Source organism: Inquilinus limosus, from assembly GCF_051487185.1.
GTDB lineage: Bacteria > Pseudomonadota > Alphaproteobacteria > DSM-16000 > Inquilinaceae > Inquilinus > Inquilinus limosus_F.
Map to the genome: position 1 here is coordinate 83,316 of NZ_JAHVDK010000019.1, position 16,558 is coordinate 99,873.

18 protein-coding genes are annotated in these 16,558 nt (G+C 69.9%); 12 read left to right on the plus strand and 6 right to left on the minus strand.

Annotation, left to right across the window (positions count from 1 at the left end):
* The first annotated feature begins 127 nt into the window (after positions 1–127).
* From KXR53_RS21475 to KXR53_RS21490, 4 genes are read left to right on the plus strand one after another with little or no spacing between them, the layout of a single operon-like run.
* On the plus strand, positions 128–1,501 hold the full coding sequence (locus tag KXR53_RS21475) for an ABC transporter substrate-binding protein (RefSeq protein ID WP_437377310.1): 1,374 nt from the start codon (positions 128–130) through the stop codon (positions 1,499–1,501).
* A 44-nt stretch (positions 1,502–1,545) separates the two neighbouring features.
* Complete coding sequence (locus tag KXR53_RS21480; protein WP_437377311.1) at positions 1,546–2,451, plus strand: carbohydrate ABC transporter permease; 906 nt, start codon at positions 1,546–1,548, stop codon at positions 2,449–2,451.
* Complete coding sequence (locus KXR53_RS21485; protein WP_437377312.1) at positions 2,444–3,283, plus strand: carbohydrate ABC transporter permease; 840 nt, start codon at positions 2,444–2,446, stop codon at positions 3,281–3,283. Before KXR53_RS21480 ends, KXR53_RS21485 begins: the two co-directional genes overlap by 8 nt.
* Positions 3,284–3,306: 23 nt before the next feature.
* A complete protein-coding gene (locus KXR53_RS21490; protein ID WP_437377313.1) occupies positions 3,307–4,482 on the plus strand; it encodes a glycoside hydrolase family 172 protein in 1,176 nt (391 codons plus the stop codon).
* Positions 4,483–4,487: 5 nt separating this feature from the next.
* Here the strand turns inward: KXR53_RS21490 and KXR53_RS21495 are convergent, their stop codons facing one another.
* From KXR53_RS21495 to KXR53_RS21505, 3 genes are all read right to left on the minus strand, one after another.
* A complete protein-coding gene (locus KXR53_RS21495; protein ID WP_437377314.1) occupies positions 4,488–4,805 on the minus strand; it encodes a hypothetical protein in 318 nt (105 codons plus the stop codon).
* A 34-nt stretch (positions 4,806–4,839) separates the two neighbouring features.
* Positions 4,840–5,307, minus strand: coding sequence for a hypothetical protein (locus KXR53_RS21500; RefSeq protein ID WP_437377315.1), 468 nt, complete (start codon positions 5,305–5,307; stop codon positions 4,840–4,842).
* 67 nt (positions 5,308–5,374) lie between these two features.
* A complete protein-coding gene (locus KXR53_RS21505) occupies positions 5,375–6,361 on the minus strand; it encodes a GntR family transcriptional regulator (RefSeq protein WP_437377316.1) in 987 nt (328 codons plus the stop codon).
* A gap of 62 nt (positions 6,362–6,423) precedes the next feature.
* On the opposite strand from KXR53_RS21505, the gene KXR53_RS21510 reads away from it, so the two are divergent.
* From KXR53_RS21510 to KXR53_RS21530, 5 genes are all read left to right on the plus strand, one after another.
* Positions 6,424–7,191, plus strand: coding sequence for an SDR family oxidoreductase (locus KXR53_RS21510; protein ID WP_437377318.1), 768 nt, complete (start codon positions 6,424–6,426; stop codon positions 7,189–7,191).
* 32 nt (positions 7,192–7,223) lie between these two features.
* Complete coding sequence (locus KXR53_RS21515; RefSeq protein ID WP_437377319.1) at positions 7,224–8,219, plus strand: C4-dicarboxylate TRAP transporter substrate-binding protein; 996 nt, start codon at positions 7,224–7,226, stop codon at positions 8,217–8,219.
* 29 nt (positions 8,220–8,248) lie between these two features.
* Positions 8,249–8,746 (plus strand): TRAP transporter small permease, encoded by a 498-nt coding sequence (locus KXR53_RS21520; protein ID WP_437377320.1) that lies wholly within the window; start codon positions 8,249–8,251, stop codon positions 8,744–8,746.
* Between the two features lie 9 nt (positions 8,747–8,755).
* The gene (locus tag KXR53_RS21525) at positions 8,756–10,039 is read left to right on the plus strand and encodes a TRAP transporter large permease (RefSeq protein WP_437377321.1); all 1,284 of its coding nucleotides are present in this window, start codon (positions 8,756–8,758) and stop codon (positions 10,037–10,039) included.
* An 89-nt stretch (positions 10,040–10,128) separates the two neighbouring features.
* Entirely contained in the window at positions 10,129–10,455 is a 327-nt protein-coding gene (locus KXR53_RS21530) for a hypothetical protein (protein WP_437377322.1), read from the plus strand.
* Between the two features lie 29 nt (positions 10,456–10,484).
* Here KXR53_RS21530 and KXR53_RS21535 read toward each other — a convergent pair whose 3' ends face one another.
* On the minus strand, positions 10,485–10,850 hold the full coding sequence (locus tag KXR53_RS21535) for a winged helix-turn-helix transcriptional regulator (RefSeq protein ID WP_437377323.1): 366 nt from the start codon (positions 10,848–10,850) through the stop codon (positions 10,485–10,487).
* A 301-nt stretch (positions 10,851–11,151) separates the two neighbouring features.
* Between KXR53_RS21535 and KXR53_RS21540 the strand changes: the two genes are divergently transcribed.
* The 3 genes from KXR53_RS21540 to KXR53_RS21550 are packed head-to-tail and all read left to right on the plus strand — an operon-like array spanning position 11,152 to position 14,777.
* Positions 11,152–11,661 carry a (2Fe-2S)-binding protein gene (locus KXR53_RS21540; protein ID WP_437377324.1) on the plus strand — a complete coding sequence of 170 codons (510 nt, stop codon included), beginning with the start codon at positions 11,152–11,154 and terminating at the stop codon, positions 11,659–11,661.
* Positions 11,662–11,664: 3 nt separating this feature from the next.
* Entirely contained in the window at positions 11,665–12,654 is a 990-nt protein-coding gene (locus KXR53_RS21545) for an FAD binding domain-containing protein (RefSeq protein ID WP_437377325.1), read from the plus strand.
* Positions 12,651–14,777 (plus strand): xanthine dehydrogenase family protein molybdopterin-binding subunit, encoded by a 2,127-nt coding sequence (locus KXR53_RS21550; RefSeq protein WP_437377326.1) that lies wholly within the window; start codon positions 12,651–12,653, stop codon positions 14,775–14,777. Before KXR53_RS21545 ends, KXR53_RS21550 begins: the two co-directional genes overlap by 4 nt.
* A gap of 15 nt (positions 14,778–14,792) precedes the next feature.
* On the opposite strand, the gene KXR53_RS21555 is transcribed toward KXR53_RS21550, so the two are convergent.
* Complete coding sequence (locus KXR53_RS21555; protein WP_437377327.1) at positions 14,793–15,635, minus strand: carbohydrate ABC transporter permease; 843 nt, start codon at positions 15,633–15,635, stop codon at positions 14,793–14,795.
* Positions 15,625–16,554 (minus strand): carbohydrate ABC transporter permease, encoded by a 930-nt coding sequence (locus KXR53_RS21560; protein WP_437377328.1) that lies wholly within the window; start codon positions 16,552–16,554, stop codon positions 15,625–15,627. The genes KXR53_RS21555 and KXR53_RS21560 overlap by 11 nt, the downstream gene beginning before the upstream one ends.
* Between the last annotated feature and the right edge of the window lie 4 nt (positions 16,555–16,558).

Consider the following 16,558-nt stretch of genomic DNA (forward strand, 5'->3'; position numbering starts at 1 on the left):
CCGAATTCCGGGCCACCGGTCGGCTCCGCTTGGCTGCGACATCATCAGATTCGCCAGGCTGGCTGAAAGGTTTCAGCCGCCCGGTCAGGCTGACGCCACGACGCGTCGCGACAAGGGGAGGACCGCCATGACCAACCGCAACGGCACCCGTGTGTCCGGACACGGCGAGGGCCCCGCGCCGCTCGGCCGCCGGACGATCCTGGCCGCCGGGACCGCCGTCCTCGGCGGCAGCCTGCTGCCGATGCCTTACCTCTCCCGCGCGCGGGCGCAGGAGGGGCCGCTGAAGTTCTGGCAGTTCTACGCACCCGGCGGGCCGGTGCCCGGCCAGGTGCAGTGGTTCCAGGACACGGTCAAGGCCTGGAACGACCTGCAGGAAGTCAAGGTCGAGCTGGAATACATCCCGACCTCGCAATACATCAACGGCACCAAGCTGCAGACCGCCTTCGCTGCCGGCGAGGGGCCCGACATCTTCCTGATCAGCCCGGGCGACTTCCTGCGCTACCACAATGGCGGCGCCCTTCTGAATCTCGCCCCCTACGTCGCGGCGGAGGCCCGCGCCGACTATTACGACACCGCCATCGCCACCCGGCTGGTCGACAAGGGCCTGTACGGCCTGCCGATGGAGGTCGAGCCGATGGCGATCTACTACAGCGTCAAGGCCTTCAAGGAGGCCGGCCTCGGCGAGGCCGACATCCCGAAGACCTGGGACCAGCTGCTGGAGGTGGCGAAGAAGCTGACCACCGACCGGCGCTTCGGCATCCTGTTCGAGACCAACCCCGGCTACTACCAGAACTTCACCTGGTATCCGTTCCTGTGGCAGGGGGGCGGCGAGATCGTCGGGAAGGACGGCAAGAGCGGCTTCAACTCCGACGCCGCCCGCGCCGCTCTCAAATTCTGGCAGGACGCGATCGCCCAGAGCGTCGCCCCGCGCAAGCCGCTGGGCTACGGCGCCAACGACATCGCCGCCAATCTCGGCTCCGGCTACTGCGCCATGCAGAATGTCGGCATCTGGGGCATCGCCGCCCTGCGCAACGCCGACCCGAATTTCGAGTACGGCGTGTTCAAGCTGCCGGTGCCGCCAGGCGGCCAGGACCGCACCGTGGCCGGCGGCTGGGCCTTCGTCGCCAACGCCAATGGCCGCAACCCCGAGGCGGCGGGCAAGTTCTGCGCCTGGGCGCTGGGGTCGATGGACGCCGGGTCGGTACGGCGCGTCGTCGACTGGTGCACCAAGGCCAAGAGCGACATGCCGCCGCGCAAATCCGCCTTCCAGCAGGCCGAGGCGGCCCAGGCCTATGGCAGCGGCGCGATGAAGACCTTCGCCGAGCAGGTGTTCCCGACCGCCCGCGGCGAGCCGCGCGTGCCGCCGCAGGTGTACAAGGCGATCTCCGACGCCATCCAGGCGTGCCAGCTGAACGGCGAGGATCCGGGCAGGCGGGCCGAGATGGCGGCGCAGCAGATCGACAGCTTCCTGGCCGGCTACGACGGCGCGTCGATCCTATGAGCGTGGCGCCGGGAACAGCGGTTCGCGAGGATCGGACGGCTGTGGTGCCGAGGCGCCGCCGCCTGTCCGCCCGGCATCGGGAGTGGATCGCGGGCTATCTCTTCGTGCTGCCCGATGCGCTCGGCCTGCTGGTCTTCGTCGGCGGGCCGATGCTGCTGTCGCTCAGCCTCGGCTTCTTCGGCGTCACCGGCTTCGGCGGCTACCGCTTCGTCGGCTTCGCCAACTACCGGCGCATGCTGGCCGACCCGCTGTTCCTGGAGAGCCTGAAGGTCACCCTGCTCTATGTCGTGCTGCTGGTGCCCAGCCTGTACGTCACCGGGCTCGGCCTCGCCCTGCTGGTGCATCGGCGCAGCCGCTTCTCCGGCCTGTTCCGGACGATGTTCTTCCTGCCGCACATGGTCAGCCTGGTCGTGGTCGGGCTGATCTGGCAGGTGCTGCTGATCGACAAGATCGGCGTGATCAGCCGCCTCTCCGCCGCGCTCGGTCTCGGCGGCCTGTCCTGGCTCGGCGACCCGGAGCTGGCGCTGTTCGCCATCGTCGGCGTCAGCGTCTGGTTCCTGATGGGCTATTACATGCTGATCTTCCTGTCCGGGCTGCAGGACATCCCGCGCGAGTATCACGAGGCGGCACGGATCGACGGCGCCGGGCCGGTCGCGTCCTTCCTCTACATCACCCTGCCGCTGCTGCGGCCGACCAGCTTCTTCGTGCTGCTGGTGTCGACGGTCGCCGCCGTCGCCGGGGCCCAGACCTTCGACCTGGTCTATGTCATGACCAAGGGCGGCCCGGCCAACTCCACCTCGCTGGCGATCTACTACATCTACGAGCAGGCCTTCCAGTTCGGCGAATACGGCTATGCCGCGGCGATGGCCTCGGTGCTGGTCCTGATCCTGCTGGGCTTCACCGCTCTCCTGTTCCTGGTCACGCGCGGCGGGCGCTTCGACTATGACTGACGCCACCGCCCTCCCTGCCCGCTCCTTCCGCCCGGCCGGGACGATCTGGTTCCTGGCCTCCGCCCTGCTGGCGCTGACGTCCGTGGCGCCGCTGCTATGGATGGTCTCGATCGCGTTCAAGGGGCCGGACGAGATCTTCGACCCCGGGCTGATTCCGTCGCGGCCGACGCTGGAGAACTTCCTCTATGTCTTCGTCGAGGTCGATTTCCTGCGGTTCCTCTTGAACACGCTGGTGGTCGCCGGGTCGGTGACGGTGATCGCGCTGCTGTTCCACTCCATGGCCGGCTATGCGCTCGCCCGGCTCCGCTTCCCGGGACGGGAGGCGATCTTCCTCGGCATGTTCTCGACCTTCCTGATCTCGCTGCCGGTGATCATCGTGCCGCTGTTCATCCTGGTGCGGCAGCTCGGCCTCGTGAACTCCTATGCCGGGCTGATCGTGCCGGCGATCTTCAACGCCTTCGGCATATTCCTGCTGCGCCAATTCTACCTGAACGTGCCGCGCGAGCTGGAAGAGGCCGCCTTCATCGACGGCGCCGGCTACTGGCGGGTCTATTGGAGCATCGTGCTGCCGCTGTCGCGGCCGATCCTGGCGGCGCTGGCGATCTTCTTCTTCCTGGCCAACTGGAACGCCTTCCTGTGGCCCCTGACCATCACCACCGACCCGAAGCTGTGGGTGGTGCAGGTCGCGGTCGCCAGCTTCCAGGCCCAGTACTCGGCCTCCTGGAACTACATCATGGCCGCCTCCACCGTGGTGGCGCTGCCGACCCTGCTACTGTTCGTGCTGTTCCAGCGGCAGATCGTGGAATCGATCAAGACCGGCGGCCTGAAATAGCCACCGAGACGAGAGGAAGCCTCATGCAGAGCAATGCCGGATTGTCGCCGCTGCGCGGCCTCGCCAAGCTGCGCCAGGCCAGGACCCGCCGCTTCTCCAGCTGGGACCGCACCGGCGGCAACGACGACCGGCTGCACATCGCTCCGGGCGAGACGGTGACGATCGCCGAGGTCTCGGGCGCCGGCATCGTCACCCACATCTGGGTCACCATCAACTGCGCCAGCCGGCACGCGCTGCGCAAGATCGTGCTGCGCGCCTGGTGGGACGGCGAGGCCGCGCCCAGCATCGAATGCCCGCTCGGCGACTTCTTCGGCATGGGCCACGCCCAGACCCGCAACTTCGCCAGCCTGCCGCTGCAGATGAGCCCGCAGGACGGCCGCGGCTTCAACTGCTACTTCCCGATGCCCTTCGCCAGCCATATGCGCTTCGCCGTGACCAACGAGGCCGAGCACGAGCTGCTGTTCTACTACTACATCGACCTCGAGCTGCACGATGCGCTGGAGGACGGCCTCGGCCGCTTCCACGCCGAGTGGCGCCGGGCGGTGCCGCAGCCCTTCGACGAGGCCGGGCTCAGCAACGAGGAGGTGCTGTTCGGCGGGGTCAACACCGACGGGGCGAAGAACCACGTCATCCTCGACGCCGCCGGCCACGGCCATTATGTCGGCTGCCTGCTGAGCGTCTATTCGCTGCGCCGGTCGCCGAACTGGGACTGGTACGGCGAGGGCGACGACATGATCTTCGTCGACGGCGAGCCGGGGATCTCGGTCCCGGATGCCGGCCGCAAGCGGCAGATCGCGGCGGAGCCGCCGCAGCCGGTGATCGCCGACCGGCCGGAGAGCACGCCGGGCGCCAACGACGCCTGGCCGCCGACGCTGCACGGCACCGGCACCGAGGACTACTTCAACACCGCCTGGTGCCCGAACCAGGAATACTCGGCCCCCTATCACGGCATCATCGCTGGCGGCGGCCCGAACTGGCAGGAGCCGGTGACGCTGTACCGCTTCCACATCGAAGATCCGGTGGTGTTCAAGCGCTCGATCCGCGTCACCATCGAGCGCGGCCACGCCAACCGGCGCGACGACGAGGTGACAAGCACCGCCTTCTGGTATCAGGCCGAGCCGCACAAGCCCTTCCCGCCCCTGCCCGCCGCCGCGGACCGGCTGCCGAGCTTCCGCGCGCCTTTCGAGGAGCGGGGCTGACGCCGCTACGGCAGCCCGCGCGTACCGGGGCTGGGGTCGGCGCTATCGTCGACCGTGGCGGTGCCGCTTTCGTTGGAATCCGCGCCCCAGGCGCGGGCCTCCGCCAGCACCGCCTCGTCGAGCTGGTCGGGCATATGCGCGCCCATCAGGCGGATCGCCTGGACCAGGGCCAGCACCTCGCGGTCGAGGGTCGGCTCCGGCCCGTCGCCGCTGCCGATCAGGCGGGGCGGGATGCTGGCCTCGACCACCACGCGGATCCGCCCGAGGGCGTCCCAGGCCTGCTCCGCCGTCCAGCCGGCGCTCTTGTCGGGTTCCTTCGCCATACCCGGTCAACGGCGGCAGGCCGGCCCCCGGTTCCTACAGGAAGCCGGCCTGCCTCAGCTTCGCGATCGAGTCCGCCGCGCTGCGGTGGTGGATGAACACGCCGCCGGTCCGCTCCCACAGATGCCGGTACTTGTCCCGGTCGTCGACCAGCGCATCGCCCGGATGGCAGTGCTCGCACTTCAGCGCCGCCGTGGTGGTGATGACCTTCACGCCCGGGAAGTATCGCGCGGCCCAGCGGCGCTTCTGCGGCTCCGCCCATGCCCCGTGCGGCAGGCCGGTCAGGATGACGGGATCGAGGTGCCGCACGGCGTCGTACAGCTCCATCGCATCCGGCATCAGCTCGAGATTGGCGAAGAAATCCGGAGCCCGCGCCAGCGCCTGCCAGAACCGGGCCAAGCCGAACCGCCTCTCATAGACCCGAGGAGGCATGCCGAGGACCGCCGCGGCGCCGCGGTCGAAATCCGCCAGCACGCCGTCGCAATCCAGATAGATCCGCGCCATCGCCACCACCGCTCCCCGTTGCCAACGCGCCCGGTATTCCACGTGTTCCGGGCTGCTGTCTCGAGTCTCACCCGCCCGCTCCGTACGGCTCCAGATAGGGCAGTGGGTCGGGCCTGAACTGCCGCGAGACGACGTCGATCCGCGCCACGGCGCGGTCGAGCGATGCCCGGAGGTGGTGTTCGAGCGCCCTGGCCGCCTCGGCCACGCGCCCGGCTTCGAGGCGCTCGACCACCGCCATGTGCTCGGGCAGGAAGGGTTCGGTCGGGTAGAGCCGCGGGCCCCAGCGGTAGAGGAAGCTGTGGGCGATCAGCAGCGACTGGTAGAGCCGCAGGGCCTCCATCATCGTGCGGTTGCCGCAATGGCCGAGGAGCTGCACATGCATCTCGGCCTCCAGCGCGTCGAGCGCCGCGCCGTCGAGATCCTCGGCCCGGGCGATCGCCTCCTCCAGATGCCGGCGCATCACGGCGACGAAGCCCGGCGGCACCGCCGGCATGGCGTTCAGAAGCGCGGCCGGCTCCAGCACCCAGCGCATCTCGTACAGCTCCGCCACATAGTCGCGGGTCAGGGCCGGCGCATACCAGCGCGACCGGTCGTCCTTGCGGATCACGCCGCGCTGATGCAGCCGGGCGATGACGTCGCGTGCGACCGTACGGCTGACGCCGTAATGCCGCGCCATCTCGGCCTCGACCACACGCCAGCCGGCAAAGGGGGTGCGCGCCACCACCGCGGCCTCGACCTCGCGGTAGATGCGCTCCCAGCTCGCCGCCGCGGTCAGGCGCAGCGGCTCGATCGCCCTGGCCTCCCCCTGCCCGGCCGGCGCGGTTCCGGCCCGGCCACGGACGACATAGCCGTGGCCCTCGGCCCGTTCGACCAGCCCCTCCGCCTCCAGCCGCGCCAGCGCCTGCCGCGCCGGGGCGCGGCTGATGCCGAAGCTGCCGGCGAGATGCGATTCCAGGAGCCGGGTGCCGGGCGGCAGGCTGCCCTCGCCGATCCGTGCCGCCAGGACGGCGAAGGCGCGCTCGTGCAGCCGCGGTTCGACGCCGGAGGTTGTCATCCGTCTGCGCATGGCTAAAGTATACACAAGACACACGACAGGTGCAGCGAGAGCGGAGCGGCATGTCCGTTCGCACGAAGGGAGGCGCCATGGGCCGGCTCGACGGCAAGCGTGCGTTCGTGACCGGGGCGGGCCAGGGCATCGGCCGGGCGGTGGCGCTGGCCTTCGCCCGCGAGGGCGCCGCGGTGGTGGCGGCGAGCCGCACCCCGGCCAAGATGGAAGATCTCCCTGTCCTCGCCCCTGCGATCAGGCCGGTCGGGCTGGACGTGACCGACGGTCCCGCGGTCGAGCGGATGATCGCGGCGGAAGGCCCCTTCGACATTCTGTTCAACGGTGCCGGCTGGGTGCACAGCGGCACCATCCTCGACTGCAGCGAGGCCGACTGGGCGCGGAGCCTGGACCAGAACATCACTTCGATGTTCCGCACCATCCGGGCGGCGCTGCCGGCGATGCTGGAGCGGCGCCGCGGTGCGATCATCAACGTCGCCTCGGTCGCCTCCAGCCTGTCCGGCGTGCCCGGCCGCGCCGCCTATGGCGCCAGCAAGGCGGCGGTGATCGGCCTGACCAAGGCGGTGGCGCGCGACGTCATCGCCCATGGCGTGCGCTGCAATGCGCTGTGCCCCGGCACCACGCACACGCCGTCGCTGGAGGAGCGGATCGCCGTCGCCCCCGACCCGGAGGCGGCACGCCGGCAATTCATCGCCCGCCAGCCGATGGGCCGGCTGGGCGATCCGGCGGAAATGGCCGCCGCCGCGGTCTATCTGGCGAACGACGAGTCCGCCTTCACCACCGGAACCGTCCTCGTCGTCGATGGCGGGCAGACGCTGTGAGCGGCAAGGAGACAAACGCAAAGGAGGGACAGATGACGATCTGGGGGAGGATGGTCCGGCCGGTCTGCGTCACGCTCGGCCTCGTGGCGCTGGCCATGGCGCCGGCCGGCGCGCAGGAGAGCTATACGCTGCGCTTCAACCATGTGCTGGCGCCGGGCGAGCCCTATCACGAGGGCTTCCTGGCCTGGGCCCAGCGCGTCGAGGAGCGCACCAAGGGCGGCCTGAAGATCGAGGTCTTCCACTCCGCCCAGCTCGGCGTCGAGGAGGACATCATCGAGCAGATGCGCCAGGGCGCCAATGTCGGCCAGAACACCGACGCCGCCCGGCTGGGCACCTATGTCCCCGGCATCGCCGTGATCAACGGCCCCTATTTCGTCGAGACGCTGGAGGAGGTCGGCAAGCTCGCCGCCGCCCCGACCGTCATCGACTGGCAGGAGGAGCTGGCGAAGCAGCACGGGCTGAAGGTGGTGTGCTTCGACTGGGTGCAGGGCTACCGCAACTTCTTCACCAACGCGCCGGTGCGGAAGCCGGAGGATCTGAGCGGGCAGCGCATCCGCACGCCGCCGGCGCCGATCTGGCAGGAATCGATCCGCGCGCTCGGCGCCTCACCGGTCGCCATGGCGTTCGGCGACATGTATCCCGGCCTGCAGCAGCGCGCGATCGACGGGGTCGAGCTGGTCTACAGCAACATCCCGGGCGGCCGCTTCTACGAGGTGCTGAACACCGCCAGCGAGACCAAGCACATCCTGCTGGTGAATTTCGAGGTGGTCAGCGCCGAGTTCTTCGACAGCCTGCCGCCGGAGTACCAGACCGCGCTGGTCGAGGAGTGCCGGCGCGCCGGGCAGGAGACCTCGGCGAAGATCATCGCCCAGGAACAGCAGATCAAGCAGCAGCTGCGCGAGCGCGGCATGACCATCGTCGAGGATGTCGACCTGGCCGCCTTCCGCAAGGCCGGCGAGCAGGCCTACCAGACCCTCGGCCTGGTCGAGGCGAAGCAGAAGGTCCACCAGGAGATCGGCAAGAAGTGACGGCCGGCGTGAACCGGCGGAGGCGGGTCGTGGCGAAGGTCTATTCGATCCTGTGCAGGGCGGAGGCCGTGGTCGCTGCGACCTGCCTGGTGCTGATGGTCGGGCTGATCTTCCTCGGCGGCGTCGCGCGCATGGCGCATCACCCGCTGAACTGGACCACCGACCTCGCCACCTGCCTCTTCGCCTGGGCCTGCTTCCTGTGCGCCGACATCGCCTGGCGCAAGGGCGACCTGATGTCGATCGAGATCCTGACCGCGCGCCTGCCGGAGGCCGCCCGCCGGATCCTCGCCTATTCCAACCTCGCCATCATCGCCGCCTTCCTGATCTATGTGATCGGCGCCGGCCTGCGGCTGGCCTGGATCAGCCGCTTCCGCAGCTTCCAGGGCATTCCGGAGGTCAGCTATTCCTGGGTGACGATGAGCCTGCCGGTCGGGGCGATGCTGCTGCTCCTCACCACGGTGCTCAAGCTGAAGCAGCTCCATCGTGGCGCCCCGGCGGCCGAGCGGCAGCCGGCGCCGACGGCTTGAGGCGGCGCCGTGCTGATCGTCGCCATCGCCTTCGTGATCCTGATGTTGATGGGCATGCCGATGGCGTTTGCCATCGGCATCTCCGGCGCGCTGTTCTTCCTGCAGCATCCGGAGCTGCCCTACACCATCCCGATCCAGCTCACCGTCTCGCAGACGCAGAACTTCGCGCTGCTGGCCGTGCCGCTGTTCATCGTCGCCGGCAATTTCCTCAACAAGTCCGGGATCACGGAACAGCTGCTCAACCTCGCCGCGGTGCTGACCGGCCGGCTGCGCGGCGGCCTGGCCCAGGTGTCGATCGCGCTGGCGGCGCTGATGGGCGGCGTCTCCGGCTCGGCCATCGCCGACGCCGCGATGCAGGCGCGCATGCTGGGGCGGGAGATGCTGAAGCGCGGCCTGTCGCGGGGCTTCGCCGCCGGCGTGCTGTCCTTCGGGTCGCTGCTGACGCCGATCATCCCACCCGGCATCGGCATGATCATCTACGGCACCATCGGCCAGGTCTCGATCGGCCGCCTGTTTGCCGCCGGCTTCGTCCCCGCCTTCCTGCTGTGGGCGGCGCTGGCGGCGACGATCTCGCTGACGGCACGGCGGCGCGGCTATCCGCCGGAACGCGCGGCGCGGCCCACGGCCACGGAAGTCGTGACGGCCCTGCGCGGAGGCATCTGGGCGCTGCTGTTCCCGGTGTTCCTGCTGCTGGGGCTGCGCCTCGGCATCTTCACCCCGTCGGAGATCGGCGCCTTCGCCGTGGTCTACGCCATGGTCGTAGGCCTGCTGATCTACCGCAAGCTGGGGCGGCAGAGCTTCCTCGAGGCGCTGGAGGGCAGCCTCGCCGATGTCGGCGCGGTGGTGTTCCTGATCGCGCTGTCGGCGATCTTCAGCTACGGCATCGTGCTGGAGCGGGTGCCGGACACGGTGTCGACCGCGATCCTCGGCCTGACCGACGATCTCGAACTCGTGATGATCCTGATCGTCCTGATGCTGCTGGTGGCCGGCTTCTTCATCGACGCCACGGTGCTGATCATCATGCTGACGCCGATCTTCCTGCCGCTGATCCGCGATCTCGGCGGCGACCCGGTGCATTTCGGTCTGGTCTTCATCGTCGCCGCCACCATCGGCAACTTCACCCCGCCGGTCGGCGCCGCGATGTACGCGGTGTGCTCGATCCTCAGGATCCCGATCGGCGAGTACGCGCGCGAATCCCTGCCGTTGTTCGCCGCCGTGTCGCTGGTCACGCTGCTGCTCATCTTCCTGCCCTCGGCGGTGCTGTTCGTGCCGAACCTGATCTTCGGCCCGTGACCACCGCCCCGTGGCAGAAATTGTTCCGGGCTTGTCGGGTCGCGACGGTCCGAATCGTCCTCAGACGAGATCATGTCTGGAGGTGAGCCATGGACGAACGGCCGGTGATCAAGACACGTCGCAAAGGCAAGGACCTGACTCAGAACATGCTGATCCCGAGCGAGAGCATGATTGCCGACGCGCTCCGCGCCGCGCGGCCTGGCCAGCTTTCGGACCTGGCCGAGCTGAGGCGCGCGCTCGCGGCGAGATACGGCGCTGATGCCTGCTGCCCGGTGACCACGCAGCGGCACCTGGTGCGCATCAGCCAGGACGGCAGCGCGCCCTTCTGGCGCGTCGTCGATCCCGACCGGCCCTTCGCCCGCAGGATGGCCGGCGGACCGGACCACATCCGCGAAAGGCTGGCCGCCGAACGCTGATCCCAAAGGACTAGCGGCCGGCCAAGTCGCTATGACACCGGTTCCGGCGCGGCGCCGCGCGGTTCCCGCCGGGCCGCGACCCGCTCCGCGTGCTTCTCGCCCCAATCGGCGAGCGGGCCCAGCGCCTGGTTGAGCGAGGTGCCGAGCGCGGTTACCGAATACTCCACCCGTGGCGGCACCTCGTGGAAGACCTCGCGATGGACGAGGCCGTCCGCCTCCATCTCGCGCAGCTGCTGGATCAGCATCTTCTCGCTGATGCCCGGCACCAGGCGCTTCAGCTCCCCGAACCGGCGGGGCTCGGCCTGGATCTCCCACAGGATCAGCGCCTTCCACTTGCCGCCGATGACCTCCAGGGCGGGCCCAAGGCCGCAGCTGTAGGGCTGCTCTCCTCTCATGATACCAGCTGCCCGAAACGTTGACCCGTCATGGCGAGCCCCGAAGGGGCGCGGCCATCCAGCGGCACAGGCCCCTGGATGGCCACGGCGCTCCGCGCCTCGCCATGACGGGGAAGAGACCGAAGAGTCGATCTCAAAGGCCGCTGGTGTGACACCCTCATATCACGAACTCCACAATTCTTACCATGGGGTAAGTACCTGACTTTTAAGTAGGTACTTGAGGAAAATCAAGCAGCCCATACCTTCAAAGCGACCGAGCGAGCCGAACCCGGCCTCGGGCGCAGCAGGAAGGGCGAGACATATGGACGCCGAACCCAACACCATCGAATCTCCCAGGGACGCGGCGACGGAGGTGACCCTGCGGGTCAACGGCCGCACCCGCCGCCTCCGGATCGATCCTCGGGTCACGCTGCTCGACGCGCTCCGCGACCGTCTCGGCCTGACCGGGAGCAAGAAGGGCTGCGACCGCGGCGAATGCGGCGCCTGCACCGTGCATATCGACGGCCGCCGGGCGCTGTCCTGCCTGACGCTCGCCGTCATGGCCGAGGGCCGCGAGATCACCACGATCGAGGGGCTGGCCGAGGGCGACCGGCTGCATCCGGTGCAAGCGGCCTTCATCGAGCAAGACGCCTTCCAGTGCGGCTTCTGCACACCAGGGCAGATCATGTCGGCGGTCGCCTGCATCCGCGAGGGCCATGCCGGCTTGGACGACGAGATCCGTGAGTTCATGAGTGGCAATCTCTGCCGCTGCGCCGCCTATCCGCAGATCGTCGCCGCGGTGCGGGCCGCGGCGGCCGCGACCGGAGCCTGACCGATGCAGAGCTTCGCCTATGAGCGCGTGGCGACCCTGGCGCAAGCCATCGGCGCCGCGGCCGCGCCGGATACGGCGGTGATCGCCGGCGGCACCGAGCTGCTGAACTGGATGAAGGACGGCATCGCCGCGCCGCGGCGCCTGGTCGACCTGAACGCCCTGCCCGGCCTCGATGGCGTCACAACCGACGATCGCGGCCTCAGGATCGGGGCGCTGGCCCGGATGAGCGACGTGGCCGAGCATCCGGCGATCCGGCGCGACTGGCCGGCCGTCTCGCAGGCGCTGCAGCAGAGTGCCTCGGCCCAGATCCGCACCATGGCCTCGATCGGCGGCAACCTGATGCAGCGCACCCGCTGCCCCTATTTCCGGGCCGAGGTCGAGCTGCCCTGCAACCGGCGCCGGCCGGGCAGCGGCTGCGCGGCGCTGGCGGGCGAGGACCGGTCGGCCGCGATCTTCGGCTGGACCGAACACTGCATTGCGACCCATCCGTCGGACGTGGCGGTGGCGCTGGCTGCGCTCGACGCCGTGGTGCATGTCGACGGGCCCGACGGGCCGCGTGCCATTCCGGTCGCGGAGTTCCACCGCCTGCCCGACCACGCCTCGGTCCGCGAGACCGCGCTGGAGCCCGGCGAGCTGATCACCGCGATCGGGGTCCCCGCCTCCGCCGCCGCGCGGCGGTCGCATTACCTCAAGCTGCGCGAGCGCGCGTCCTACGAATTCGCGCTGGTCTCGGCGGCGGTCGGGCTCGACCTCGACGGCGGCGTGATCCGCGAGGCCCGGACTGCGCTCGGCGGTGTCGCGGCAAAGCCGTGGCGGCTCGGGGAGACCGAGACAGCGCTGCGGGGCGTGGCTCTGGCGGACGAGCCGGCGCTGCGGCGCGCCCTGGATGCCGGCTTCGCCGAGGCGCGGCCGCAGCGCAGCAACGGCTTCAAGATGGAACTGGCCAAACGCGCCGTCATCCGGGCGCTGCAGATCTCGGGAGGCATGGCATGATCGGCGGAATCGGGCAGGCGGTCAGCCGCCGGGACGGCCCGGCGAAGGTCACCGGCGCGGCGCGCTACGCCGCCGACATGCCGGTCGCAGGCGCGGTCCACGCCGTGATCGTGCCGGCGACGCGGCCGAAGGCGCGCATCGCGAAGATCGATCTCGACCAGGCATCGGCTGCGGCCGGCGTGATCCGCATCTTCACCCACGAGAACGCGCCGCGCTTCGGCCAGGTGACCGCGGTGCTGGCGGAGGACAACCTGCCGCCGCTGCAGGGCGACCGCGTCCTGTACGAGGGACAGCCGGTGGCGCTGGTGGTCGCCGGGACGCCGGAGCAGGCGACGGAAGCCGCGCGCCTCGTCCACGTCTCCTATGACGGGGAGCCGTTCGAGGCGGACTTCCTCGCGGACCCGGATCGGGCCGAGCCGGTCCCCGAGTTCTTCGGCCTGCCGCTCGACACCGCCTGGGGCGACCTGGCGGCCGCCCGGCGCGAGGCCGATGCCGCGATCGAGGCCGTCTATGTCACGGCCGACCGGCACCACAACCCGATCGAGCCGGGGGCGATCCTGGCGGTGTGGCAGGACGGGCAGCTCACCGTGCATGATTCGACCCAGGGCGTGGCGGAGGAGCGCGAGGCCCTGGCCCAGGCGCTCGGGCTCGACCCGGAGCGCGTGCGGGTGCGGAACGACTTCATCGGCGGCAGCTTCGGCGCCAAGCTCTGGGGCCTGCCGCACCAGCTGCTCGCGGCGATGGCGGCGCGGGAGCTGGGACGCCCGGTGAAGCTGGTGCTGACCCGGGCCCAGTCCTACACCGCCTGGGGCTACCAATCGGCGACCCGCCAGACGGTGGCCTTGAGCGCCCGGACCGACGGCGCCTTGACCGGCCTTCATCACGACGTCGTCGCTGCAGGCTCCCATATCGGCCACTACATCGAGGCGGCGGGCTGGGACACGCCCGCGCTCTACGCCACGCCGAGCTTCCGGATCAGCCACCGCCGCCGGCGGCTGGACCGCGCCAGCCCGTCGGCCATGCGCTCGCCCTTCGGCGGCGTCGGCTTGGTCCCGGTCGAGATCGCCATGGACGAGCTCGCCGGCCGCCTCGGCCTCGACCCGCTCGAGCTCCGGCTCCGGAACTATGCCGAGGCCTATCCGGCCGATGGGCGCCCCTTCTCCTCCAAGCGGCTCAGGGAATGCTACGCGGAAGGGGCGCGCCGGTTCGGCTGGTCCGGCCGGTTGGCGACGCCGCGGTCGATGCGCGACGGGCGGGATCTCGTCGGCTGGGGCATGGCGACCGCGGTGCTGCGGGCGTTCCGCTTCCCGGCCACGGCCCGGACCGGCATCGACCGCGACGGCCGGGTGCTGGTCGAGACCGCCACGCACGATGTCGGCCAGGGGCTGAGCACGATCCTCCGCCAGATCGCCGCCGACGCGCTCGGCGTGGCGGTCGAGCGGGTGGATCTGGCGATCGCCGACACGACGCTGCCGCGGACCACCTTCACCGGCGGCTCCTCCACCTCGATGAGCGTCGGCTCCGCCGTGCAGGCCGCCGCCGCGGCGCTGAAGGAGAAGCTGGTCGAGGCCGGCGCCAACGGACCGGAGGGCTATGCCGGCGCGCTGGCGCGGCTCGGCGTCGAGCGGCTGTCGGCCGAGGGCGAGTGGTCGCCGGCCGATGACGAGACGACGCCGCCGATCTTCAGCTTCGGCGCGGTGTTCGCCGAGGTGCGGGTCGACCGCGACATCCCGATCCCGAGAGTCAGCCGCGTCGTCGGCGTCTATGACGCCGGCCGGATCCTCAATCCCAGGACCGCGCGCAGCCAGATGACCGGCGGCATCATCTGGGGGATCGGCCAGGCGCTGCTGGAGCGGTCGGAGATGGATCCCCGCCTCGGGCGGTTCCTGTCGAAGAACCTGGCCGGCTATCTCGTCCCGGTGAACGCCGATGTGGGCGAGATCGACGTCGCCTTCATCGAGGCGCCCGACCCGCATGCCAGCCCGCTCGGCGCCCGCGGCATCGGCGAGCTGGGCGCCATCGGCATCGGCGCGGCGATCGCCAATGCCGTGTCACACGCCACCGGCGTACGGATTCGCGAACTGCCGATCCGGCCCGAGCATCTGATGGCGACGGGGTCCTGATCGCCGGGTGGAGATTCAGCCCTTGAGGCCAGTATGCGCCAACCCCTCGATGAACTGGCGCTGGGCGAGGATGAAGACGATCAGCACCGGCACCGCCGTCAACGTCACCGCCGCCAGCTGCACGTTCCACATCGGCCCGCCATAGGCGTCGACATACTGGGTCAGGGCCTGCGGCAGCGTGAACTTCTCGGTCGAGGAGAGGAAGACGATCGGCTCGAGATACAGGTTCCAGCTGTGCAGGAAGGTGAAGATGGCGACGGCGCCGAGCGCCGGGCGGGCCAGCGGCAGCGCGATGCGCCAGAACAGGCCGAAGCGGCCCAGCCCGTCGATCCGCCCCGCCTCCTCCAGCTCCGGCGGCAAAGTGATGAAGAACTGGCGCATGATGAAGGTCGCGAGCACGCAGGGCGCGCCCAGGATCGGCACCAGGATCAAGGGCCAGTGGGTGTTGACCAGGCCGAGCCAGAGGAAGAAGCGGAACAGCGGCACGATCGTCACCTCGCTGGGCACCAGGAGGGCCAGCAGCACGACCATGAACACCAGGTTCTGGCCCGGGAAGCGGATGCGGGCGAAGGCGTAGCCGCCCAGTGAGGCCACCGCCATGGTGCCGAGCGTGACCACCGCGGCGATGTAGAGGCTGTTCCAGTACTGCAGGGCGAAAGGCTGCAGCTCGAACACCTGGCGGTAGGCCTCGAGGTCGAAGCGCCGCGGCAGCAGCGCCGGCGGGAAGGCGAAGATCTCCTGCACCGGCTTGAAGGACGAGGTGACCATCCACCAGGTCGGAAAGACGAAGGGGATGGCCAGCACGCACATCAGGCCATAGACGGCCAGGCGCGCGCGGGGGGTGAGCTCAGCCCTCATGGAACACCCACCGGCGGCGCAGCTGCCATTGCGCCAGGGTCAGCACCGCGACGATCAGGAACAGCAGCACCGCGAGCGCCGAGCCGTAGCCGAAGGCGTGGAACTGGAAGGCCTGCTGGTACAGGTAATAGACCAGCACGGTGGTCGAGATGCCCGGCCCGCCCTGGGTCAGCACCGCGATCTGGGCGAAGACCTGCAGCGAGCCGACGATGGTGATGATCGAGGTCAGAAGGATGGTCGGGCTGATGAGCGGCAAGGTGATGCGGCGGAACCGGGCGAAGCGGCCGGCACCCTCGATCCGCGCCGCCTCGTACAGGTCCTGCGGCACGGTCTGCAGCGCCGCCAGGAACAGCACCATGTTCAGCCCGACATTCTTGAACACCTGGACCACGATCACCGACAGCATCGCCGTGGTCTCGCCGCGCAGCCAGTTGGGGCCGGTGATGCCGAACACGGCCAGGATGCCGTTGATGCCGCCGTCCTGCTGCAGGAGGAAGCCCCAGACGATGGTCCAGGCCACCAGCGACACCACCACCGGCGAGAAGAACAGCGCCCGGAACAATGTCATGCCGCGCAGCCGCTGGTTCAGCAGCACCGCCAGCAGCAGCGCCAGGCTGAGATTCATCGCCACCAGCCCGACCGAGAACAGGGCGGTGGCGCGCAGAACGCCCGGCAGCTCCGGATCCTCCAGCAGCAGCCGGTAGTTGGCGTCGCCGGTGTAGTCGAAGCTGCCGGCCAGCACGTTCCACTCGTGCAGGCTGTACCAGACCACCAGCGCCAGCGGCATCAGCACGAACAGCGCGACGCCGGCGAGCTGCGGCGCGACGAAGAGATAGCCGGCCAGGGCGTCGCGGCGCCGCAGGGTCCAGAACGGCGTCCGGGGGGCGGCCTCCACCGGCTGGGCCGTCCCGGCCGCCATCGTG